At 69.8% G+C, this 21,830-nt stretch carries 20 protein-coding genes and 1 riboswitch; of the genes, 12 read left to right on the forward strand and 8 right to left on the reverse strand.

The genetic code is table 11. The features are described 5' to 3' along the window. Positions 1-5: 5 nt before the first annotated feature. Positions 6-1,055 (forward strand): 4-hydroxy-2-oxovalerate aldolase, encoded by a 1,050-nt coding sequence (gene dmpG / locus ACAD63_RS31150; RefSeq protein ID WP_434034262.1) that lies wholly within the window; start codon positions 6-8, stop codon positions 1,053-1,055. Here the strand turns inward: dmpG and ACAD63_RS31155 are convergent. The 3 genes from ACAD63_RS31155 to ACAD63_RS31165 all read right to left on the reverse strand — a co-directional run bounded on the left by ACAD63_RS31155 (position 1,033) and on the right by ACAD63_RS31165 (position 2,958). Further along, entirely contained in the window at positions 1,033-1,185 is a 153-nt protein-coding gene (locus ACAD63_RS31155) for a hypothetical protein (RefSeq protein WP_195427972.1), read from the reverse strand. The two genes, dmpG and ACAD63_RS31155, sit on opposite strands and share 23 nt — an antisense overlap. Before the next feature lie 51 nt (positions 1,186-1,236). Next, positions 1,237-1,845 carry a glutathione S-transferase gene (locus ACAD63_RS31160; protein WP_195427973.1) on the reverse strand — a complete coding sequence of 203 codons (609 nt, stop codon included), beginning with the start codon at positions 1,843-1,845 and terminating at the stop codon, positions 1,237-1,239. Positions 1,846-2,004: 159 nt separating this feature from the next. Further along, on the reverse strand, positions 2,005-2,958 hold the full coding sequence (locus ACAD63_RS31165; protein WP_434034263.1) for a LysR family transcriptional regulator: 954 nt from the start codon (positions 2,956-2,958) through the stop codon (positions 2,005-2,007). A 121-nt stretch (positions 2,959-3,079) separates the two neighbouring features. On the opposite strand from ACAD63_RS31165, the gene ACAD63_RS31170 reads away from it, so the two are divergent. From ACAD63_RS31170 to ACAD63_RS31205, 8 genes are all read left to right on the forward strand, one after another. Beyond that, entirely contained in the window at positions 3,080-4,909 is a 1,830-nt protein-coding gene (locus ACAD63_RS31170) for a gamma-glutamyltransferase family protein (RefSeq protein WP_135703537.1), read from the forward strand. Between the two features lie 60 nt (positions 4,910-4,969). After that, positions 4,970-5,947 (forward strand): Bug family tripartite tricarboxylate transporter substrate binding protein, encoded by a 978-nt coding sequence (locus ACAD63_RS31175; RefSeq protein ID WP_195427976.1) that lies wholly within the window; start codon positions 4,970-4,972, stop codon positions 5,945-5,947. A gap of 1 nt (position 5,948) precedes the next feature. Beyond that, positions 5,949-6,497, forward strand: coding sequence for a GAF domain-containing protein (locus ACAD63_RS31180; RefSeq protein WP_346769547.1), 549 nt, complete (start codon positions 5,949-5,951; stop codon positions 6,495-6,497). Between the two features lie 81 nt (positions 6,498-6,578). Continuing rightward, positions 6,579-6,730, forward strand: a riboswitch (FMN riboswitch). Positions 6,731-6,805: 75 nt separating this feature from the next. Then, positions 6,806-7,315 carry a 6,7-dimethyl-8-ribityllumazine synthase gene (locus ACAD63_RS31185; protein ID WP_133093368.1) on the forward strand — a complete coding sequence of 170 codons (510 nt, stop codon included), beginning with the start codon at positions 6,806-6,808 and terminating at the stop codon, positions 7,313-7,315. 182 nt (positions 7,316-7,497) lie between these two features. Next, positions 7,498-8,241: a DUF3348 domain-containing protein gene (locus ACAD63_RS31190; RefSeq protein ID WP_135703534.1), complete on the forward strand. Its 744-nt coding sequence runs from the start codon at positions 7,498-7,500 to the stop codon at positions 8,239-8,241. 10 nt (positions 8,242-8,251) lie between these two features. Beyond that, complete coding sequence (locus ACAD63_RS31195) at positions 8,252-11,389, forward strand: DUF802 domain-containing protein (protein WP_195427978.1); 3,138 nt, start codon at positions 8,252-8,254, stop codon at positions 11,387-11,389. Beyond that, the gene (locus ACAD63_RS31200; RefSeq protein WP_133093371.1) at positions 11,386-12,036 is read left to right on the forward strand and encodes an OmpA family protein; all 651 of its coding nucleotides are present in this window, start codon (positions 11,386-11,388) and stop codon (positions 12,034-12,036) included. The genes ACAD63_RS31195 and ACAD63_RS31200 overlap by 4 nt, the downstream gene beginning before the upstream one ends. After that, positions 12,029-12,721, forward strand: a complete 693-nt coding sequence (locus ACAD63_RS31205; RefSeq protein WP_135703532.1) for a DUF2894 domain-containing protein — start codon at positions 12,029-12,031, stop codon at positions 12,719-12,721. The genes ACAD63_RS31200 and ACAD63_RS31205 overlap by 8 nt, the downstream gene beginning before the upstream one ends. Here the strand turns inward: ACAD63_RS31205 and ACAD63_RS31210 are convergent. After that, entirely contained in the window at positions 12,718-13,566 is an 849-nt protein-coding gene (locus tag ACAD63_RS31210; RefSeq protein WP_135703531.1) for an amidohydrolase family protein, read from the reverse strand. The genes ACAD63_RS31205 and ACAD63_RS31210 overlap by 4 nt on opposite strands. Positions 13,567-13,687: 121 nt before the next feature. On the opposite strand from ACAD63_RS31210, the gene ACAD63_RS31215 reads away from it, so the two are divergent. From ACAD63_RS31215 to ACAD63_RS31225, 3 genes are all read left to right on the forward strand, one after another. Beyond that, positions 13,688-14,437, forward strand: coding sequence for a GntR family transcriptional regulator (locus tag ACAD63_RS31215; RefSeq protein WP_135703530.1), 750 nt, complete (start codon positions 13,688-13,690; stop codon positions 14,435-14,437). A gap of 39 nt (positions 14,438-14,476) precedes the next feature. Continuing rightward, positions 14,477-15,463, forward strand: a complete 987-nt coding sequence (locus tag ACAD63_RS31220) for a tripartite tricarboxylate transporter substrate binding protein (RefSeq protein WP_133093375.1) — start codon at positions 14,477-14,479, stop codon at positions 15,461-15,463. A 67-nt stretch (positions 15,464-15,530) separates the two neighbouring features. Further along, positions 15,531-16,520, forward strand: a complete 990-nt coding sequence (locus ACAD63_RS31225; RefSeq protein WP_133093376.1) for a Bug family tripartite tricarboxylate transporter substrate binding protein — start codon at positions 15,531-15,533, stop codon at positions 16,518-16,520. Positions 16,521-16,592: 72 nt separating this feature from the next. Here ACAD63_RS31225 and ACAD63_RS31230 read toward each other — a convergent pair whose 3' ends face one another. The 4 genes from ACAD63_RS31230 to ACAD63_RS31245 all read right to left on the reverse strand — a co-directional run bounded on the left by ACAD63_RS31230 (position 16,593) and on the right by ACAD63_RS31245 (position 21,671). After that, entirely contained in the window at positions 16,593-17,579 is a 987-nt protein-coding gene (locus ACAD63_RS31230; RefSeq protein ID WP_133093377.1) for a Bug family tripartite tricarboxylate transporter substrate binding protein, read from the reverse strand. A gap of 69 nt (positions 17,580-17,648) precedes the next feature. Beyond that, positions 17,649-18,935 carry a phosphopyruvate hydratase gene (gene eno / locus ACAD63_RS31235; protein WP_434034264.1) on the reverse strand — a complete coding sequence of 429 codons (1,287 nt, stop codon included), beginning with the start codon at positions 18,933-18,935 and terminating at the stop codon, positions 17,649-17,651. A 10-nt stretch (positions 18,936-18,945) separates the two neighbouring features. Beyond that, a complete protein-coding gene (gene pyk / locus ACAD63_RS31240; RefSeq protein ID WP_434034265.1) occupies positions 18,946-20,364 on the reverse strand; it encodes a pyruvate kinase in 1,419 nt (472 codons plus the stop codon). After that, on the reverse strand, positions 20,361-21,671 hold the full coding sequence (locus ACAD63_RS31245) for a glycerate kinase type-2 family protein (protein WP_434034266.1): 1,311 nt from the start codon (positions 21,669-21,671) through the stop codon (positions 20,361-20,363). The genes pyk and ACAD63_RS31245 overlap by 4 nt, the downstream gene beginning before the upstream one ends. Positions 21,672-21,830: the final 159 nt, after the last annotated feature.

Consider the following 21,830-nt stretch of genomic DNA (forward strand, 5'->3'; position numbering starts at 1 on the left):
ACGCCATGAGCATCGACAAGAAACTCTATATTTCCGACGTGACGCTGCGCGACGGCAGCCACGCCATCCGCCACCAGTACAGCGTGGCGCAGGTCCGCCAGATCGCCGCCGCGCTCGATCAGGCCGGCGTCGATTCGATCGAAGTCGCGCACGGCGACGGGCTGCAGGGCTCCAGCTTCAACTACGGCTTCGGCGCGCATACCGACCTGGAGTGGATCGAGGCCGTTGCCGACGTGGTCAGCCACGCCAGGATCGCGACGCTGCTGCTGCCCGGCATCGGCACCGTGCACGACCTCAAGGACGCCTACCAGGCCGGCGCGCGCATCGTGCGCGTGGCCACGCACTGCACCGAGGCCGATATCTCGCGCCAGCATATCGAGGCGGCGCGCGAGCTGGGCATGGAAGCGGTCGGCTTCCTGATGATGAGCCACATGACCACGCCGCAGCAGCTGGCGCAGCAGGCCAAGCTGATGGAGAGCTACGGCGCGACCTGCTGCTACGTGGTCGACTCCGGCGGCGCGCTGACCATGGACGGCGTGCGCGACCGCTTCCGCGCGTTCAAGGACGTGCTCAAGCCCGAAACGCTGACCGGCATGCATGCGCACCACAACCTGAGCCTGGGCGTGGCCAATAGCATCGTCGCGGTGGAGGAAGGCTGCGACCGCATCGACGCCAGCCTGGCCGGCATGGGCGCGGGCGCGGGCAATGCACCGCTGGAAGTGTTTGTCGCCGCCGCCGAGCGCATGGGCTGGCATCACGGCACCGACCTGTACCGGCTGATGGACGCCGCCGATGACCTGGTGCGCCCGCTGCAGGACCGCCCGGTGCGGGTCGATCGCGAGACGCTGGCGCTGGGGTATGCGGGGGTGTATTCCAGCTTCCTGCGCCATAGCGAAGCTGCCGCGGCACGCTATGGCCTGAAGACCGTCGACGTGCTGGTCGAGCTGGGCCGCCGCCGCATGGTGGGCGGGCAGGAAGACATGATCGTGGACGTGGCGCTGGACCTGCTGAACCAGCCTCTGAACCAATCGGCTACGGCTCGAGCAGCCGGCTGATCTGCGCCAGCGCGTTGAGCGTGTGCTGCAGGTGCTCGCGCGTCGCCTGCGAGGCTTCCTCGTTGCGCCCGCGCGCGAGCAGGTCTACCCCGAACACGCGAGGCAGCACCTGCACGTGCTGGACCACCATGAACCACGACCGATCCATTGCCACCCATCGCGACCGCGATCCCCCGGGCTGTCATGCGTGGGGCAGCGCGCTGAACGCAGGAAAGCTTTCGAGCTGCGCCGCGAGCGCCGCCAGCCCCGGGTGCGCCGCGCGGTCGACATGACCGGGGAGCAGCGCCTGGGTGAAGGTCCACACCACGCCGGCGGTCAGCGTGGCCTGGCTCACCGCCGCCTCATCGGCCGGCACGGGCATGCGCGCGATCTCGTCTTCCAGCAGGGCAAAGGCACTGGTGCGCTGGCCATCGACGCGCTCCACCCACGGCTGGTGCACCTTCTCCGCCGGCCGCAGGTTGTGCTCGTACACGTGCTGCACGGCCTTCTCGCTGGCCGCCAGCGCCAGGCCGATGGTGCGCAGCGCGCGCTGGCGCTCTTCCAGCGACGCCGGCATCAGGCTGCGGCCCGCCAGCGCTTCGGCGTAGTCGATGATCAGCGTCGAGTCCATCAGCACCACGCCGTTGTCGCACACCAGCGACGGCGCCTTGACCACCGGGTTGATGGCGCGGAACTGGTCGAAGGTGCGGAACACCGAGATGGATTCGTGGGTGAACGGCAAACCCAGCAGGCGCAGCGTGATGGCGGCACGGCGCACGTAGGGGGAATCGAGCATGCCGATGAGTCGCATGGGTATGGCTCCGGGTTGGGTTGGTTGGGGATGCGAGGCTGATTATGAGCGCGCACGCGCCATGACCGCCAGCGGTTTGCTCGCCTACCCCGCGCGCGGGAGAGCGGAGCGTATGCGAGGGGCGGAAGCAAGCTCTGATGACTGCGCAGTCCCGGCGCCCTATCCCTCCTTCCACCGCAATTTCCCCAACGCCGCCACCAGCGATACCACCACATCGTCCTCCAGCGCCTGCCGCCGCCACATCACCCCCACCGGCGGCAAGTCCCAGCTCAGCGCATGCGGCAGGACCGCCGCGCCCCCGCCTTCGACCAGCTCGGCAGCCACCGCGCGCGGCACGATGGTGGTAGCCGCGGCGTGGTTGCGCAGCAGCGTGGCCATGGTCTTGATCGAGTAGGTCTCGACGATCGGCACCGGCTGCGCCACGCCGGCCACCGCGAAGATGGTGTTGATGGTGCGCCGGATCGGCGTGTTCGGCGGCGGCAGGATCCAGTCGCGCTCGGCCAGCCGGCGCCAGTCGAGCGGCCCGCGCCCGAGCCGGCCGGCGGCCGCGGCGGGCACCACCAGCGCGGGCTCTTCGCGGTAGAGCGGCTGCTGGGCGATGTCCGCGCCGGGCGCGTAGAAGGTCCGCGCCACCACGCAGTCCAGCTCATGTTCGCGCAGCGCCGCCACCAGCTCGTCGGTGGTGCCCTCGCGCACCAGCACCGAAACCCGCGGCGACTGGGTCAGGCCGAAGCTGCAGGCCGCATCGAGCACGGTGCGGCTGATGAACGGGATCACGCCGATGCGCAGCCGCCCCGACATGCCGGCGCCGATCGCCGCCAGCTCGCGCCCCAGCGCATCGGTATCCGCCAGCGTCAGCCGCGCATGCGCCAGCACCGCGCGGCCCGTGGGCGTGGGCTCCAGGCCGCGCCGGGTGCGGGTGAACAGCGGCACCATGAAGATGTCCTCGATCTCGCGCAGGGTCTTGGTGACGGCGGGCTGCGACAGGTTCAGCTCGGCCGCCACGCGCGACACCGAGCGCTGGCGCTCCAGCGCCAGCAGCAGCGGCAGGTGCCTGAGGCGCAGGCGGGAGACGAGGTTGTGGACCAGCTTGTCGGAGGCGGCTATGGGCACAGGAATCCTGCAACGGGGGCGCTAATGTCGTATTACCAAATGGTAATGCAACGATAACCAATCAGACTCTCGCGGTTATTCCACAATCCTATACTGGCTCGCATCACCGGAGTTGCAACCCATGTTCACTACCCGCCCCGAAATCGTCGGTACCTTTGGCGTTGCCGCCTCCACCCACTGGCTGGCCACGCAAACCGCCATGGGCGTGCTCGAACGCGGCGGCAATGCCTTCGATGCCGCGGCGGCGGCCGGCTTCGTGCTGCAGGTGGTCGAGCCGCACCTGAACGGCCCCGGGGGCGAAGTACCGATCCTGTTCTGGAGCGAGCGCGAGCGCCGCATGCGCACCCTGTGCGGACAGGGCCCGGCACCGGCGCTTGCCGATCCCGCCGCGTTGCGCGCGCAGGGCCTGGAGCTGATGCCGGGCATCGGGCTGGTGCCCGCCGCCGTTCCCGGCGCCTTCGGCGCGTGGCTGACGATGCTGCGCGATCACGGCACGTGGTCGCTGGCCGATGTGCTGGCGCCCGCCATCGGCTACGCGCGCGACGGCTTCCCGCTGGTGCCGCGCATCTCGCGCGCGATCCTGGCGGTGCAGGCGCTGTTCCGCGACGAATGGCACAGCTCGGCGGCCACCTGGCTGCCGGACGGCAAGGTGCCGCGCCCGGGCAGCCTGCACACGTTGCCGGCGCTGGCCGATACCTACACCCGCATCGTCGAGGATGCCCAGCGCCGCAGCGACAGCCGCACCGGCCAGATCGACGCCGCGCTGGATTGCTGGTACCGCGGCTTCGTCGCCGAGGAAATCGACGCCTACTGCCGCAACACGCCGGTGCGCGACACCACCGGCGACAAGCACACCGGCCTGCTGCGCTACGACGACATGGCCGGCTGGAGACCCGGGGAAGAGGATCCGGTCACGCTCGACTTCGGCCGCTACACGGTGGCCAAGTGCGGCATCTGGAGCCAGGGTCCGGTGTTCCTGCAGCAGCTCGGCATGCTGCGCCACGCCGGGCTGGCGCAGCATGCGCCCGATTCGCCCGAATTCGTGCACCGCATTGCCGAAGCCACCAAGCTGGCGATGGCCGATCGCCTGGCCTGGTACGGCGATCCCCGCTTCACGCAGAGCCCGCTTGCCACATTGCTCGACGACGGCTACCTGGCCGCGCGCGCGCAGCGCATCGGCGAGCGCGCGGCGCTGGCGATCGATCCCGGCACGCTCGATCGCATGGCGCCGCGCCTGCCCGACCTGGGTGTCGCCGAGCGCACGCTGCGGCAAGCCGACGTGCGCTTCGGCGTGGGCGAGCCGACCTTCGCCGAGCTGCCGCCGGTAGCCGAATGGGCCGAACGCGAACTCTTTGTCGGCGACACCTGCCATATCGACGTGATCGACCGCCACGGCAACATGGTCGCCGCCACGCCGTCGGGCGGCTGGCTCTCGTCGAGCCCGACCATCCCGGCGCTCGGCTTCGCGCTCAATACCCGCCTGCAGATGACCTGGCTGGAGCCCGGCCTGCCCAACACGCTGGCCCCCGGCAAGCGCCCCTGCACCACGCTGTCGCCGTCGCTGGCGCTGCGCGACGGCGAGCCGTATATGGTGTTCGGCACCCCGGGCGGCGACCAGCAGGACCAGTGGTCGCTGGCATTCTTCCTGCGCCATGCGGTGCATGGCATGAACCTGCAGGAAGCAATCGATGCACCCGCGTGGCATATCGACCATTTCCCGGGCTCGTTCTGGCCGCGCCAGACCGTGCTCAACCGCATCAGCGTGGAATCGCGCTTCCCGGCGGCAACGCTGGCGGCGCTGCGCGGACGCGGGCACGAAGTCCGCGTGGGCGAACCCTGGTCAGAAGGCCGCATGTCGGCATGCTCGCGCGAACGCGACGGGCGCGGGCGGCTGGTGCTGCGCGCCGGCGCCAATCCGCGCGGCATGCAGGGCTACGCAGTGGGTCGCTGACGATTCAAATCATGACAGCGGACCGCACCAGGTCCGCGCCAGTCCCAAGGAGGAAGGAAAATGCGCGCAGTACTGAAAACCCTGCTGGGCGGCGTGGCCGCGCTGGCGATGTGCCTGGCGGCCCCGGCCGGCGCCAGCGAAGCCTGGCCGCAGAAGCCGATCACGCTGATCGTGCCCTGGGCCGCCGGCGGCTCGACCGATATCCTGGCGCGCGTGCTGTCCGAGCACCTGACGCGCTCGCTCGGCCAGCCGGTGATCGTCGACAACAAGCCGGGCGCGTCCGGCAACATCGGCTCGGCCATGGTGGCGCGCGCCAGGCCGGACGGCTACACGCTGCTGGTGGGCTCGATGAGCACCCACGCCATGAACCCGGCGCTGATGTCCAACATGCCGTTCCGCGGCGTGGATGACTTCACGCCGCTGGGCCTGCTGGCTTACGTGACCAACACCATGGTGGTCCACCCCTCGGTGCCGGCGCAGAACGTGAAGGAGCTGGTGGCCTACGCCAAGGCCAATCCGGGCAAGCTCGCCTACGCCAGCGCGGGTCCGGGCTCCACCAACCACCTCAGCGCGGTGCTGTTCGAGAAGATGGCCGGCATCCGGATGCTGCACGTGCCGTACAAGGGCGGCGCGCCGGCGGTGGTCGATACCGTGGCCGGGCAGACCCAGCTGCTGTTCTCGGCGGGCACGCAGACGCTGCCGCACGTCAAGGCAGGCAAGCTGCGCCTGCTGGCCGTGACCGAGAGCAAGCGCTCGCCGCTGCTGCCCAACGTGCCGACCGTGGCCGAGACCCTGCCCGGCTATGAGCTGGCAGTCTGGTATGGCGCCTTCGGGCCGAAGGACATGCCCGCCGAGCTGACGGCACGGCTCAATCGCGAGATCAACGCCGTGATGGCGCTGCCTGAAGTGAAAGCCAAGATGAACGCCATCGGCGTTGAAACCGCGACCTCCACGCCGCAGCAGTTCGCCACCATCCTGCGCCGCGATGCCGACCGCTACGGCAAGCTGATCCGCGAGCTGGGCATCCAGGGGGAATGAAGTGAGCCAGGCAACGCACCCGGCCCCGCAAGCCGGCGCACCGCTGGAAGACGCCGGCTCGCTGATCGCGCAGGTCAACCTGCTGTGCGACGCGCTGCGGCAGGCGCGCGGCCCCGCCGCGGCGCTCGACGCGATCGGCGCAGCCACGCTGCGCACGCTCGGCCCCGGCCTGCTGACGATCAATGCCTGGCATGCGGAGACGGCGCGGATCGAACGTCTGTGGTCATCCGACACCGCCGCCTATCCGGTCGGCGGGCACAAGACCAAGGGCGACAGCCCGTGGCGCCGGCAATTGCTGGAGCGCGGTGAGGTCTTTGTCGGCGAGGGCGATGAAGCGCTGGCGGCGGTGTTCGATGACGTGCAGGTGATCCGCAAGCTCGGGTGCACGGCAGTGGTCAATGTGCCGCTGGGCTATCAGGGCCCGGTGATCGGCACCTTCAACTACCTGGCCGATCGCGCCATCTGGTCGGCGGCGGAGGTTGCGGCGCTCAGGCTGCTGGCGGCGCTGGCGGTGGCGCCGGTGCAGGCGCTGACCGCTGCGCGCCGCTGACGGAAGCGTCCGCCCACGCCGAACGCTACTCTGCGGTATGATTCCCCCGCCGCGTTGAAAGCACAACGAAGCACAGCGCGGCAACGTTCTCAGGGCAGGGTGAAAGTCCCTACCGGCGGTGAAGGCGTCTGACGCACAAGCCCGCGAGCGCCCGGCATGCCCACATGCCGGGGTCAGCAGATTCGGTTCAAATCCGAAGCCGACGGTGATAGTCCGGATGAAAGAGAGCGAGCAAAAATGCCCCCGTCTTCACGGGGGCAAGTCTCGTGCGCCCTGATTCTGGCCAACTCCATCCGTACAGGAACACCATGAATCAGCCTGTCTCTGCATTCCAGCGCGCCACCGCACCCGCGGCCGGCTTTTCCCTCCCCGACGGCAAGCGCATTGCCTACATCCATGCCCAATGGCATGCCGATATCGTCCATCGTGCGCGCGACGCGTTCGTGGTCGAAATGGCAAAGCTCGGCGTCGCCGCGGATGCCATCGACATCTACGATGTCCCCGGTGCCTTCGAAATCCCGCTGCATGCGCAACGGCTTGCCAGGTCCGGCAAGTACGCCGCCATCGTCGCCAGCGGCTTTGTCGTCGACGGTGGCATCTACCGTCATGAATTCGTCGCCGATGCCGTCATCAGCGGCCTGATGCGCGTCCAGCTCGACACCGAGATCCCTGTGTTCTCGGCCGTGCTGACGCCGAAGAGCTTCCATGAGCACGACGAGCACCATCGCTTCTTTGCCGAGCATTTCGTGGTCAAGGGCCGCGAGGCGGCGCAGGCCTGCGTCCGCACGGTGGCGTCGCTGCAGAAGCTGGCGGCCTGATGCGTTGAAGGGCTGTGCCGCGCGGTTCATGTCCGCGGCATGTTCAGGAATCATGAACCGCGGGACTTGCTAAACGGCACGGCTCGCCCGCGGCGGCATCCGTTGCCGCCGCTCCCCTCCCCCGGATACTGCCTTCCGCCTCCCCGAGGCGTGTAAACTGCTGGCTTTTTGAATCCGGCGGTATGTCCCAAGAGCCCCGGCGCACAGGTTTCAGCGGTCCGACGCTAGTCCGGCTGCTGGCGCGCCTGACCGACGCCGACGCCCCACCTCCTGCAACGTCACTTTCGGGCCAGCTGAGCCAATGGCTGGGCTGGCCGGATGCGATCGCGTTGTCGGCGGCGCTGAAAGCCGCGCCGGGCGCGGGGCCGGCCGTTGCACGTGCCTCCGGCGCCACCGCCGAAGAGCAGGAGTGCGCACGCGTGCGCGCGGCGCTGAGCGACGCCATCGCGGGGGACAACGCCCTCGCCGCACGCCGGCGCGGGCCGGGGCGACCGTCCGAGGCCGTGGATGCGCAGGTGGACTTCGCCATCTACCGCCACCGCTACGTGTCGCAGCAGCAGTCCATGGAAACCGCGATCGGCGCCTTGCGCGGGCGGTTGCGGGCGGCGTTGTCGACGCGTGCGCCGGACATGGCCCGGCTGGCCATGGTCGATGCAGTAATGGAGCGCGTGCTGGGCGCGCGCGAGCAAAGCGTGCTCGGCAGCGTGCCGACCCTGCTGGAAGGGCATTTCCAGCGTTTGCGCCAGGCGGAAGCCGCGGCGCTGGCCGAGGCCCAGGCCGCCACAAAGCCGGCCGCCGCAGCCCCGGTCGCGCCCGGCGCGTGGCTGGCCGTGTTTCGCAAGGATATGCAAAGCGTATTGCTGGCCGAGCTGGAAATACGCTTCCAACCCGTCGAAGGATTGCTCGCCGCGCTGCGCGGCAGCTGACCAGGACCCCATGAACCGATACTTCTTCCATCTTGTTGTTTTCCTGGCGGGCCTGGCGGCCGTGTGCTGGATCGCCGCAGGCTATGCCGGCTCGAATGCGCTGGCGTTGTCGGTCACGCTGCTGATCGGCGCCTGCTACGTGGCCGGCGCGCATGAGCTGCTGCGCTACCGGCAGGGCACGCTGGGGCTGGCGCAGGCGGTGCAGGGGCTGTCCGAAGCGCCGGCAAGCCTGGATGGCTGGCTGGAGCGCCTGCCCGCGGGACTGCGCAACGCGGTGCGCCTGCGCGTCGAGGGCGAGCGCGTAGCGCTGCCGGGGCCGGCGCTGACGCCGTACCTGGTCGGCCTGCTGGTGCTGCTGGGCATGCTCGGCACGTTCCTCGGCATGGTGTCGACGCTGCGCGGCACCGGCATGGCGCTGGAAACCGCGACCGACCTGCAGGCGATCCGCGCGTCGCTGGCGGCGCCGGTGAAGGGGCTGGGCTTCGCCTTCGGCACCTCGGTGGCCGGCGTGGCCACGTCGGCCATGCTGGGGCTGCTGTCGGCCCTGTGCCGGCGCGAACGCGTGCAGGCCGCGCAGGCGCTCGATGCGCGCATCGCCACCACGCTGCGCCCCTATTCCCGCAGCCACCAGCGCGACGAGTCGTTCCGGCTGCTGCAGCGCCAGGCCGATGCCATGCCGGCGCTGGTCGACCGGCTGCAGGCCATGATGGCGACCATGGAGCAGCAGAACCAGGCCATGGCGGAGCGCCTGGCGGCCAGCCAGGAAGCCTTCCACGGCAAGACCGAAACGGTGTACACGCAGCTGGCCGCCGCGGTCGGGCAATCGCTGAAAGACAGCGTTGCCGACAGCGCGCGCGCCGCCGGCACGGCGATCCAGCCGGCCGTGGAAGCGACCATGGCCGGCCTGGCGCGCGAGACCGCCGCCATGCGCGACGCCGTCACGCAGTCCGTGCAGCAGCAGCTCGAAGGCATCTCGGCACGCTTCGAGACCTCGACCGCCGGCGTCGCCGGGATCTGGAACGAAGCGCTGGCCAGCCAGCAGCGCAGCAATGAAGTCCTGACGGGCGAACTGCGCGGCGCGCTCGACGGCTTTGCACAGGCATTCGAGCAACGTTCGGCCGGCCTGGTCGAGCAGGTCGCGGCACGGCTGGAAACAACCTCCGCCAGCACCGCGCGGGCGTGGACCGAGGCCCTGTCGCAGCAGGCCCGCACCGGCGAGAAGCTCGCCGCCGACAACCAGCAGGCGCTGGCCGCCGCCACGGCGGCATTCGAACAGCAGGCGGCGTCGCTGGTGTGCACCGTGGGCCAGTCGCACGCCGACCTGCAGGCGGGCCTGGCATCGCATGACGAGCAGCGCCTGGCTGCGTGGGCCGGCACGCTCGGCAGCATGACCGAGGCGCTGCGCCAGCAGTGGGACCAGGCCAGCGCGCAGGCCGCGAGCCGCCAGCAGGAAATCAGCGAGACGCTGGCGCAGACCGCGCGCGAGATCGCCGCGCAGGCGCAAGCGCATGCCAGCGGCACCATCGCCGAGATCGAGCGGCTGGTGCAGGCCGCCGCCGACGCGCCCAAGGCCGCCCTCGCGCTGCAGGCGGAACTGGCCGCACGCGACGAACAGCGTCTGGCCGCATGGACCGATTCGCTCGGCGCCATGGCTACCGGCTTGCGCGAGCAATGGGAACAGGCGAGCGTGCAAACGGCGCATCGCCAGCGGGAGATCTGCGCGGCGCTGGCGCAGACGGCGAACGACATCTCCGCCCAGACGCAGGCGCATGCCAGCGGCACCATCGCCGAGATCGACCGGCTGGTGCAGGCCGCCGCCGACGCCCCCAAGGCCGCGCTGGGCATGCAGGCCGAGCTGAGCGCGCGCGACGAACAACGCCTCGCAGCCTGGACCGACGCGCTTGGCAACATGGCCGCCGGACTGCGCGGGGAATGGGAACAGGCGAGCGCACTGGCCGCGAGCCGCCAGCAGGAAATCTGCGCCGCGCTGGCGCAGACTGCCAGCGACATCTCGGCGCAGGCGCAAGCCCACGCCAGCGGCACCATCGCAGAGATCGAGCGTCTGGTGCAGGCCGCCGCCGACGCGCCGAAGGCCGCGCTGGCCCTGCAGACCGAACTGAGCGCGCGCGACGAGCAACGCCTCGCAGCCTGGACCGAAGCCCTCGCCGCGATGGCCGCCACGCTGCGCCAGGAATGGCAGCAGGCGGGCGCGCAGACCGCCACCCGCCAGCAGGAAATCTGCGCAGCACTGGCGCAGACCGCGCAAGCGATTTCCACCGAAACGCAGGCGCACGCCAGCGGCACGCTGGCCGAAATCGAGCGCCTGGTGCAGGCCGCCGCCGAGGCGCCCAGGGCCGCCGCCGCCCTGCAGGCCGAGCTGGCCGCGCGCGACGAACAGCGCCTGGCCGCCTGGACCGGCCACCTCGACAGCATGGCCGGCTCGCTGCGCCAGCAATGGGAACAGGCCGGCAGCCACAGCGCCAGCCGCCAGCAGGAGATCTGCGACACGCTGGCGCAGACCGCGCGCGACATCACCGCGCAGGCCGAGGCGCACGCCAGCAGCACCATCGCCGAAGTCGCGCGCCTGATGCAGGCGTCCGCCGAAGCGCCCAGGGCCGCGGCCGAAGTCATCGCCGAACTGCGCCAGAAGCTCACCGAAGGCATGGCCCGCGACAACGCCATGCTGGAAGAGCGCAGCCGCATGCTGGAAACGCTGGGCACGCTGCTCGACGCCGTGAACCACGCCTCCACCGGCCAGCGCGCCGCGGTCGACACGCTGCTCGCGACCACGTCCGAGCTGCTGGAGCGCGTCGGCGGCCGCTTCACCGAGCAGGTAGAGTCCGAGACCGGCCGCCTGGCGCAGGCCGCGGCGCAGGTCACCGGCAGCGCCGTCGAGGTGGCGAGCCTGGGCGAAGCCTTCGGCGTGGCGGTGCAGATGTTCAGCGCCTCCAACGACAAGCTCTCCGAACAGCTGCAGCGCATCGAGGCCGCGCTCGACAAGTCGATGGCGCGCAGCGATGAGCAGCTGGCCTACTACGTGGCGCAGGCGCGCGAGGTGGTCGACCTCAGCATGCTGTCGCAGAAGCAGATCCTGGAAGACCTGCAGCATCTGGGCGGCCGGCAGGCACCGCGCGCAGAGGCGGCATGAAGGACGACTACATCGACGCCGGCGCCGAGCCGACGGTGCCGGCCTGGGCGGTCTTCGGCGACCTGATGTCGGTGCTGCTGGGCGCGTTCGTGCTGGTGCTGCTAGGCGTCATCGGCGTGCAGCTCGAACTGTCGGCGCGGCTTGAGGACGAGGTGCGGCAGCGGCAGGAAGAAGCGCAGCGCCGCCAGACGCTGGAGCAGGCGCTGGCCGGCCCGCTCGCCGCCGGGCGCGTGACGCTGGTGAACGGGCGCATCGGCATCAGCGGCAGCGTGCTCTTTGCCTTGAACTCCGACCAGCTGCAGCCCGAGGGCCGCGAGCTGTTGCGCAGCCTGGCCGCACCGCTGTCGGCCTACCTGCGCACGCGCGACGAGATGCTGATGGTCAGCGGCTTCACCGACGACCAGCAGGTACGCGAGGGCAACCGCCGCTTCGCCGACAACTGGGAGCTGTCGGCGCAGCGCGCGCTGACCGTGACGCGCGCGCTGATCGATGCCGGCGTGCCGCCCGCTTCGCTGTTCTCCGCGGGCTTCGGCTCGCAGCAGCCGGTCACGGCCAATACCGATGCCGGGAGCCGCGCGAAGAACCGGCGCGTGGAAATCGCGCCGGTGCCGCGCGTGACCATGGGGACGGGGAAGCCGCGTGACTGAAGACGTCGCCGCAAGCGCACGCGCGCAGCTCGACGCCTGGCGCGACAGCGATGCCGCCGGCGTCGACCCGGTGCGCTTCCGGCTGATCGATGCGCTGGCGCGGCGCTCGGCCGGCCATGACGGCGCGGTGCGGCAGATGCTGGATGCGCGGCTGGCGGCGCTGGTCGACAGCTACCGCGAAGCCGTGGCGCAAGACGCTGCGCGGCGCGAAACGGCCGCAGCAACCGAACAGGAAGCCACCGCAAATCCGATCGGCACGCTTGCCGGACTGGTCGGCTACATCAAGGCTAATACGCGCGCTGCAGGGATCGCGTCCGCACCGAGCGCCCCTGCGCCGCGCGCCGCTGCACCGGCGCGCGCCGTGCGTCCCGAACCCGAGCCGGAACTGGTCGACTATTTCCGCGACACGTGGTCGCGCGTCAGCGTGAGCCGGCAGTTGCGGCAGTCGCAGGCGCAGTTGCCGGGCAATGCCGGACCGCTCAATTCCGACCACCTCGTGCATCGTGCGCTGACGCTGATGCATGAGGTGTCGCCAGGCTACCTGGAGCAGTTCTTCTCGTATGTCGAGGCGATGGCGTGGCTGGAGCAACTGCATCGCGGCGGCGCACCGGCCGAGAACGAAGCGGTGCGGGCCACCAGCGCGAAGAAGACCACCCGCGCCAGGCCGCGCAAGGCGGCGGGCTAGTCCGCCGTCCCTGGCGCGATCGCAAACCCGTAGAGCGCCGCGGCATTGCGCCAGCGCAGCGCTTCATTCAGCGAAGCCTCCGCCGGCGCGGTTCCGGGCCAGCGGCTGGTTTCCCCGCACTCCCCCGCCCGCTCCCCGGCTTCATGATTGGTCCACGGCCAATCGCTGCCCCAAAGCAGCCGGTCGGCACCGACCACTTCCAGCCAGCGCTGCGCCAGTTCGCGCCACGCCCCCGGCGCCACCAACCGGTATGGCGCGCTGAACTTGACCCACACCTGCCGACGCGCTCGCACCGCCGCGGCCACGCTGAACACCGGGTCCGCCACGCCCGCCGCGCCCGGCCTGCCAAAATGGTCGAGCACCACCGGTACGCCTGACTCGCCCAGTACGCCATCCAGCGCGGCCAGCACCGCGCTGCCGTCGCCGTTGTCGGTATGGAGCTCGACATGCCAGCCCAGCGCGGCGATACGTGCGAACAATGCGCGCCACGGCGCTGTGCCGATGCGCTGCCAGCCGGGATCGCGATAGAGGTTCAACCGGATGCCGCGCACGCCGGCGTCGTCCAGTTCGCGCAATGCCGCATCGGATACGTCGGGATCGACCACCGCGACGCCGCGCAGCCGCGCCGGCATGGCGCGCAGCGCCGCCAGCAGCGCGGAGTTGTCGGTGCCGAGGAAGCTGGTCTGCACCACCACCCCGAACGGATCGCCAAGCGCCCCGGCCAGCAGCCGCCAGTCCGGCAGCGTGGCGGCATACGGGGGCCGGTAGCGAGCGGAGGGCGCTGCCGGGCCGGCATCGAAGGTATGGAAGTGGCAGTCCACCACCGGCGTTTCGGGTTGATTCATCTGTCTGCCCTGCTGTGTCCGCGGGTAATTCCGGATAGGGGAAGCAAGCCCGCGTCAGTATTCTAGTCCTCTAGAGGACATGGACAACAATTTAGCACGGCTCCAGACCGACGGACAACCGATGGCGGACATTGACCTGCTTCAGAAAATCACCAGCGCGGCCGGCCTGAGCCGGTATGGCCAGATCGCCGCACAGCTCCAGGCGCGCATTGTTTCTGGCGACTGGCCGCCGGGCGAGGCGATACCCGCCGAGGGCGCCCTGGCGAAAGAATTCGGCATAGCGCTGGGAACGATCCGACAGGCAATCGCCGTGCTGGTGCAGGAAGGGCTGCTGGAACGCGTGCAGGGCCGGGGCACCTTTGTGCGCAAGGGCCTGACCGGCGCCAGCCCGATGCGTTTCTTCCGCTTCGGAGGCGCCGACGGCGACGCCAAGGTGCCGCGCTCGGAAATCCTGTCGTGCCGCGCCGTGCGCCTGGACAAGGCCATGGCGGAGCGCTTCGAACTGCCATCCGGAGCGCGCGGCCTGGCGATCACGCGCCGCCGCTGGCTGGACGACAAGCCGCGCCTGCTGGAATCGATCTGGCTGCCGCTGCCGCGTTGCGAAGCGCTGCAGCAGTTGCCGGTATGGGAATGGGGCGACCTGCTGTATCCGCTGCTCGGCAGCCAGTGCGGCATCACCGTGCACCGCGCGGTCGACGAGGTCACCTTCCGCACGCTGGCGCATGACGAGGCCGAGTTGCTGGAACTGCCCGATGCGCACCCCTGCGCGGTGGTGACCCGGCACGCCTTCGACCTGCGCGGCACCTGCATCGAATACCGGCTGACCCGGGGCGATGCCTTCGCTTTTCGCTATACCGCGGACATCCGCTAACCGATCCCGATCCTGATCCGCATCCGAGGAGACCGTTTCATGCATTCCATCAAGGCGCTGGGCGCGGCCATCGGCGCCGCCGGCATCCTGCTGCAACTTGCGCCGGCGCAGGCCGCCGAGAGCGCCGCCACGTGGCCGTCTCGGCCCATCACGATCGTGGTCACGTATCCGCCGGGCGGCGGCGCCGACCTGATGGCACGGCTGATCGCGCCGGGACTCGGCCGCGAACTCGGCCAGTCGGTGGTGGTGGAGAACCGCCCCGGCGCCGGCGGCCAGATCGGCGCGGCCTATGTCGCCAAGGCGGCGCCCGACGGCTATACGGTGATGGTCGATGCCTCTTCCTACGCCGTGAATCCCAGCCTCTACGCCAGGCTGCCCTACGATCCGGCCAAGGCGTTCAAGCCCGTCGGCGTGCTGGCGCGCTATCCCAACGTGCTGGTTTCCACTGCCAGCTTCCCGGCCACCAAGGTCGGCGACGTGCTGGCGATGGCGAAGCAGAACCCCGGTTCGGTAGCGTTTGCCTCATCCGGCAATGGCTCGGCGCAGCACCTGGCGGGCGTGCTGTTCGAACAGCGCGCAGGGGTGGACCTGCTGCACGTGCCTTACAAGGGCGGCGGCCCGGCCATGACCGATGTCATCGCCGGGCAGGTGCCGCTGTTCTTCGCCAACGTTGCATCGAGCCTGCAGCACATCAAGGCCGGCAAGCTCAAGCCGCTGGCGGTCACCAGCCACCAGCGCACCAACGCGCTGCCGGGCGTGCCGACGATGCAGGAGGCCGGCGTGCCCGGCTATGAAGTCTATGAGTGGAACGCAGCCTTCCTGCCGGCTGCCACGCCCGAACCGATCGTCGCCAAATTTGCCGAGGCGTTGCAGAAGGTGATGCACAGCCCCGAGACGCGGCAGCGCGTGACCGAACTTGGCGGCGAGGTGGTGGCCGCGCCGCCGGCACAGGCGCAGCAATTCATCGACGGCCAGGCCCGGCTGTGGGCCAAGGTGATCAAAGACGGCAACGTCAAGCCTGAATGATCGCCGGCATCGCCAGCCGCGCCGCAATCGCCGCAATCACTACGACCGGATACCCACGGAGACCCGCATGACCCGCATCAACCACACCCGCCGCCAGTTGCTGCAAGCGACCGCGGCACTCGGCGCCAGCGCCCTCTTCCCCACGCTCGCCCGCGCCCAGGCGTGGCCGGCCAAGCCGGTCCGGCTGGTAGTGCCGTTCGCGCCGGGCGGCAGCTCGGAAATCGTCGCGCGCTCCACCGCGGCGGAACTGACCAAGCTGCTGGGCGTGTCGGTGTTCGTGGAAAACAAGCCGGGCGCCGCCGGCAATATCGCCATGGGCGAAGTGGCGCGCGCCGAAGACAACCATACGCTGATCCTCGGCCATATCGGCACGCTGGCGGTGAACCCGTTCATCTTCCCCAAGCTGCCCTACGACCCGATCAAGGACTTCCGCCCGATCTCGCTGCTGTCCAAGGTGCCGAGCCTGTACGTGGTGCATCCCGACGTGCCGGCGAAGAACCTGAAGGAATTCGTGGCGCTGGCCAAGAGCAAGCCGGGCAAGCTCAACTACGGCTCGGCCGGCAATGGCAGCGCCGGGCACCTGGCTTTCGAGTACCTGAAGGCGGCGACCGGCACCTTCATCACGCACGTGCCGTACCGCGGCAGCGGCCCGCAGATCACCGACCTGCTCTCCGGTCGGCTGGAAGCGGCCGCCGTGGGCGCGCCGGCAATCCTGCAGTTCATCAAGACCGGCAAGGTGCGCTGCATCGCCACCGGCACCACGCAGCGCATTCCGCAGCTGCCGGATGTACCGACCGTGGCCGAGCAAGGGTATCCCGGGTTCGAGATGACGCAGTGGTATGGGCTGCTCGCGCCCGCAACGCTGCCGCAGGCGGCCGCGGACAAGCTGGCGGATGCGACCATCAAGGCCGTCAAGAGCCAGAGCTCGGTCGAGCGGCTGAGCGCGGACGCGGCCATCGTGGTGGGCAATACGCCGGCGGAGTTTGCACGGTTTATCGCGCAGGAGCAGCAGCGCTGGAAGCCGATCATTGCGCGGGCGCAGATCAAGCCGGATTGAGTGGCTTCCGGAGGATGCTATGTTTGCTCCCTCTCCCGCTTGCGGGAGAGGGAGCAAACCGCGGGGCAGCATCTATTCGATCGTCACCTTCCCGTCCTTCACCAGCTTTGCGAACTTCACCGTCTCATCCTGGATGCGGCGCGCGAATTCCTTCGGCGTGCTGGTCATCGGCTCGGCGCCGATGGCCTGCATGCGCTGCTGGAAATCCGGCGATTTCACGATCCTGACGATCTCGGCGTTGAGGCGCGTCACGACCGGCTCCGGCGTGGCGACCGGCGCCATCACGCCGAACCACGTGCCGATGTCGAATCCCTTCAGGCCGGCCTCTTCCAGCGTCGGCACGTCGGGCAGCACGGTCGAACGCTTCGCCGTGGTCACCGCCAGCGCACGCAGCTTGCCCGACTTGATGTGCTGCAGCACCGGCGTCAGCGTGTCGAACGACATGGTCACCTGCCCGCCAAGCAGGTCGGTGGTCAGCGGACCACTGCCCTTGTAAGGCACGTGCAGCAGCGGCGCGCCGGTGGCGGCCTGGAACTGCGTGCCGATCAGGTGCTGCGCGGTGCCGTTGCCGTTGGAACCGTAGGCAAACTCGGGCGAGGCACGCTTGGCCAGCGCCACCAGTTCGCTGACAGTCTTCGCCGGCGTCTTCGCGGCGTTGATCACCAGCACATTGGGCACCATCGCCACCGGGGCCACCGGCGCGAGGTCTTTCTCGAAGCTATAGGGAAGCTTCTTGTACACGCTGGTGGCGATGGTGTGGTGCACCGCGCCCATCAGCAGCGTGTAGCCGTCCGGCTTGTTCTTGGCGACATAGTCGGCGCCGACCGTGGCGCCTGCGCCAGGCCGGTTCTCGACGATCACCGGCTGGCCGAGGCTTTTGGAAAGCTGGTCGCCCAGCGCGCGCGCCAGCACGTCGGTGGTGCCGCCCGAAGGGAACGGCACGACCAGCGTAATTGGCTTGGCCGGCCAGGCTTGCGCCATGGCGCCACCGCTGAGGGCGAGGCCGGCGGCGGCCAGGGTCAATGCCGATACGCGGCGCAGAAAGTCGGTTGCATGCATGTCTTGTCTCCTGTCTGATGGATTTTCAGCAAGCCTTCATGGCTTGTCTGTCGGTTGCTGCTTCGGGCACTAGCGCAGTTGTCGCAGCGCACTGCTGCCGGCGAAGGCCGCGGCGCAGCCCAGCTCCGCTTCGATGCAAAGCAGCCGGTTGTACTTGGCCACGCGGTCGGAACGGCTAAGCGAGCCGGTCTTGATCTGCGTGGCCGCGGTGCATACGCTCAGGTCGGCAATGGTGGTGTCCTCGGTCTCGCCGGAGCGGTGCGAGATCACCGACGCATAGCCGGCACGCTCGGCCACGTCGATGGCCTGCAGCGTCTCGGTCAGCGTGCCGATCTGGTTGGGCTTGATCAGGATCGCGTTGGCAACGCCCTGCGCGATGCCTTCGGACAGGATCGCGGCGTTGGTGACGAACAGGTCGTCGCCTACCAGCTGCACCTGCGCGCCGAGTTTCTCAGTCAGAAGCCGCCAGCCCCGCCAGTCCTGCTCGGCCATGCCGTCTTCGATGGTGACGATGGGATACTGGCGCACCCAGCCGGCCAGCAGGTCGACAAAGCCTTCGGCGTCGTAGCTGCGGCCTTCCGACGCCAGCACGTAGCGGCCCTCGGCATGGAACTCCGAGCTGGCCACGTCCAGGCCCAGCGCGATATCGCGGCCGGCCCCGAAGCCGGCGGCCTCCACCGCTTGCAGGATCACTTCCAGCGCATGCTCGTTCGAGGCCAGGTCCGGGGCAAAGCCGCCCTCGTCGCCGACCGCGGTGGAAAAGCCGCGCTCGCGCAGCACGCACTTGAGCGTATGGAACACCTCGGCGCCCCAGCGCAGCGCTTCGGAAAAACTGGGCGCGCCCACGGGCAGGATCATGAATTCCTGCATGTCGACGCTGTTGTCGGCATGCGCACCGCCGTTGATGATGTTCATCATCGGCAAGGGCAGGCGCGTCTCGGCGCGCCCTGCCCCAAGCGAGCGGTACAGCGGCACGCCCGCCGACGCCGCAGCCGCCCGCGCGGTGGCGAGCGAAACCGCGAGCAACGCATTGGCGCCGAGGCGCGACTTGTCGGCGGTGCCGTCCAGCCGGATCAGGCACGCATCCACTTCGTCCTGGTCCGCTGCCTGCATGCCGGCGAGCGTGCGGGCGATATCGACATTGATATGCTGCACGGCCTTGCGCACGCCCTTGCCGAGATAGCGGCGCGGATCGCCGTCGCGCAGCTCCAGCGCCTCGCGCGAGCCGGTGGAGGCGCCCGACGGTGCTGCCGCGAACCCTTGCGCGCCATCGGCCAGCAGCACGCGCGCGGCCACGGTGGGATTGCCGCGCGAGTCGAGGATCTCGTAGCCGAGGATTTCCTTGATGACAGCCATCTCGCTCCCCCTACTGGACCTGCGCGATGCGCAGCAGGTTGGTCGTGCCCGCGACGGTAAAGGGCAGCCCCGCCGAGATCACGATCGACTGGCCGGCCGCGCCGAACTGCTCCTTGAGCACGGTGCGGCTGGCCACTTCGGTCATTTCCACCACGTCGACCACTTCATGGCAGAGCACCGCGTGCACGCCCCACGCCAGCGCGAGGCGGCGCGCGGTGGCAAGCCGCGGCGTCATGCCGAGGATCGGCACCTCGGGCCGTTCGCGCGCCATGCGCAGCGCGGAATAGCCGGAGCTGGTATAGGCTACCGCCGCGGGCGCGCCCAGCAGGCTGGCCACGTGCCGCACGGCGTAGCCGATGGCGTCGGCAGCGTCGGCACGCGGCGCCGAATGCGAGGCCTGGATGGCTTCGTGGTAGTGCGGGTCGGATTCGGTGCGGGTGATGATGCTGTCCATCATCTTCACCGCTTCCACCGGATAGCGGCCCGACGCCGATTCCGCGGACAGCATCACTGCGTCGGCGCCGTCATAGATGGCGGTGGCGACGTCGGATGCCTCGGCGCGGGTCGGCACCGGTGCGGCCACCATCGACTCCAGCATTTGCGTGGCCACTATCACCGGCTTGCCGGCCTTGCGGCAGGCGCGCACGATGCGCTTCTGCAGCGACGGCACCTGTTCGGCAGGCATTTCCACGCCGAGGTCGCCGCGTGCCACCATGATTGCGTCGGACGCCTCGACGATCGCCTCCAGGCTCTGGATCGCGGCCGGCTTCTCCAGCTTGGCGACGATGCCGGCGCGGCCGTCGACGATCTGGCGGATCTCCTCGATATCCTCGGCGCGCTGCACGAACGACAGCGCCACCCAGTCCACCCCGAGCGACAGCCCGAAGTCCAGGTCGGCGCGGTCCTTTTCGGTCATGGCCGACAGCGGCAGCACCACGCCCGGCACGTTGACGCCCTTGCGGTCGGACAGCGTGCCGCCGTTGACGACCACGGTCTCGGCATAGTCGGCGCCGCAGCGCTCCACGCGCAGCCGCACCCGGCCGTCGTCGACCAGCAGTTCCGCGCCCGGCTGCAGCGCCGCGAAGATCTCCGGATGCGGCAGGCTCACGCGCTGCGCGCTTCCGGGCACGGACGCATCCAGATCGAGCCGGAATGCTGCCTGCGCCGCCACTTGCACCGGACCCTCGGCAAAGGTGCCGATGCGCAGCTTGGGACCCTGCAGGTCAAGCAGCACGCCGATCGGGCGGCCGCGTTCCTGTTCGATCGCGCGGACGGCGTGCAGGCGCTGCTTGTGGTCTTCATGCGAGCCATGGCTGAAGTTGAGCCGGAACACATCGGCTCCCGCATCGAACAGCTGGCCGATGGTGGCCGGATCCGAACTGGCGGGCCCGAGCGTGGCCACGATCTTTGCGTTGCGAAGGCGTCTCATGTGTTGGCTCCGGAAGCGCGCGTCAGCACGATCGCGCGGAAATCATTGACATTGGTCAGCGTGGGGCCGGTCACGACCGCGTCCCCCAGCGCCTCGAAGAATCCATGGCCGTCGTTGGCGGCCAGCGCGTCCTGCGGGTTCAGGCCGGCGCGCCATGCGCGCTCGAGCGTGTCAGGGCCGATCACCGCACCGGCGATCTCTTCCTGCCCGTCGACGCCGTCGGTGTCGCCGGCGATGGCATGGATGCCGGCCTCGCCGCGCAGGGCCAGCGCCAGCGACAGCAGGAACTCGACATTGCGGCCGCCCTGGCCGTTGCCGCGCACGGTGACCGTGGTCTCGCCGCCGGACAGCAGCACGCACGGCGCGGCAAAGGGCTGGCCGTGCCTGGCCGCCGCCAGCGCGATGCCGCCCAGCACCTTGCCAACCTCGCGGGCCTCGCCCTCGATGGCGTCGCCGAGCACATGCACGACATACCCGGCGTCGCGGCCCGCTTGCGCAGCGGCCTGCAGCGCCAGCCGCGGCGTGGCGATCCACTCGGTGCGGATGCGCGGCAGGCGCGGGTCGCCGGGCTTGGGCGTCTCGGCCGCGTCGGACTGCAGCGCGGCCAGCACGTGGGCAGGCAGGTCGATGGCGTAGCGCCTGACGATGGCCAGCGCATCGGCGCACGTGGTCGGGTCGGGCACGGTCGGGCCGGAGGCGACGTCGATGGCGTCGTCGCCCGGCACGTCGGAAATCAGCAGGTTCAGCACCTGCGCGGGGTAGCACGCGGCGGCCAGCCTGCCGCCCTTGATCGCGGACAGGTGGCGGCGCACGCAGTTCATCTCGGAGATTGTCGCCCCCGACTTGAGCAGCGCGCGGTTCACCTGCTGCTTGTCGTCCAGCGTGATGCCGGCCAGCGGCAGCGGCAGCAGCGACGAGCCGCCGCCGGAGACCAGGCAGATCACGAGGTCGTCCTCGCTGAGGCCGGACACCAGTTCCAGCATGCGGCGCGAGGCGGCCAGCCCGGCATCGTCCGGCACCGGGTGCGCGGCTTCGACGATCTCGATGCGCGCGCAAGGCACCGCGTAGCCGTAGCGCGTCACCACCAGCCCCTGCAGCGGGCCTGGCCACGCTGCTTCCAGCGCTGCGGCCATGGCCGCAGAGGCCTTGCCGGCACCGATGACGATGGTGCGGCCGCGCGGCGCTGCGGGCAGGTGGCGCGCCAGCGTGCGTGCCGGCTGCGCGGCGGCGATGGCCGCGTCGAACATGCGCCGCAGCAGCACGTCGGGATCGATCGTTGGCATGGTCACGGCGCGCTCATGGATCATGGCTGTTTCCTGCTGATTCGGTGTTTCGTAAGGCAAACGCTCCCCCGGCACAGCTCTGGGCGTGCTGCTTGTGGCGGAAGGCGGTGCGGCTATGCCGCTGGTTTGCTCCCCTCTCCCGCGCGCGGGAGAGGGGAGCGTTCACGACGGGTAGCGGCTAGC

Source organism: Cupriavidus sp. a3 (assembly GCF_051015765.1).
Taxonomy (GTDB): Bacteria; Pseudomonadota; Gammaproteobacteria; order Burkholderiales; family Burkholderiaceae; genus Cupriavidus; species Cupriavidus oxalaticus_A.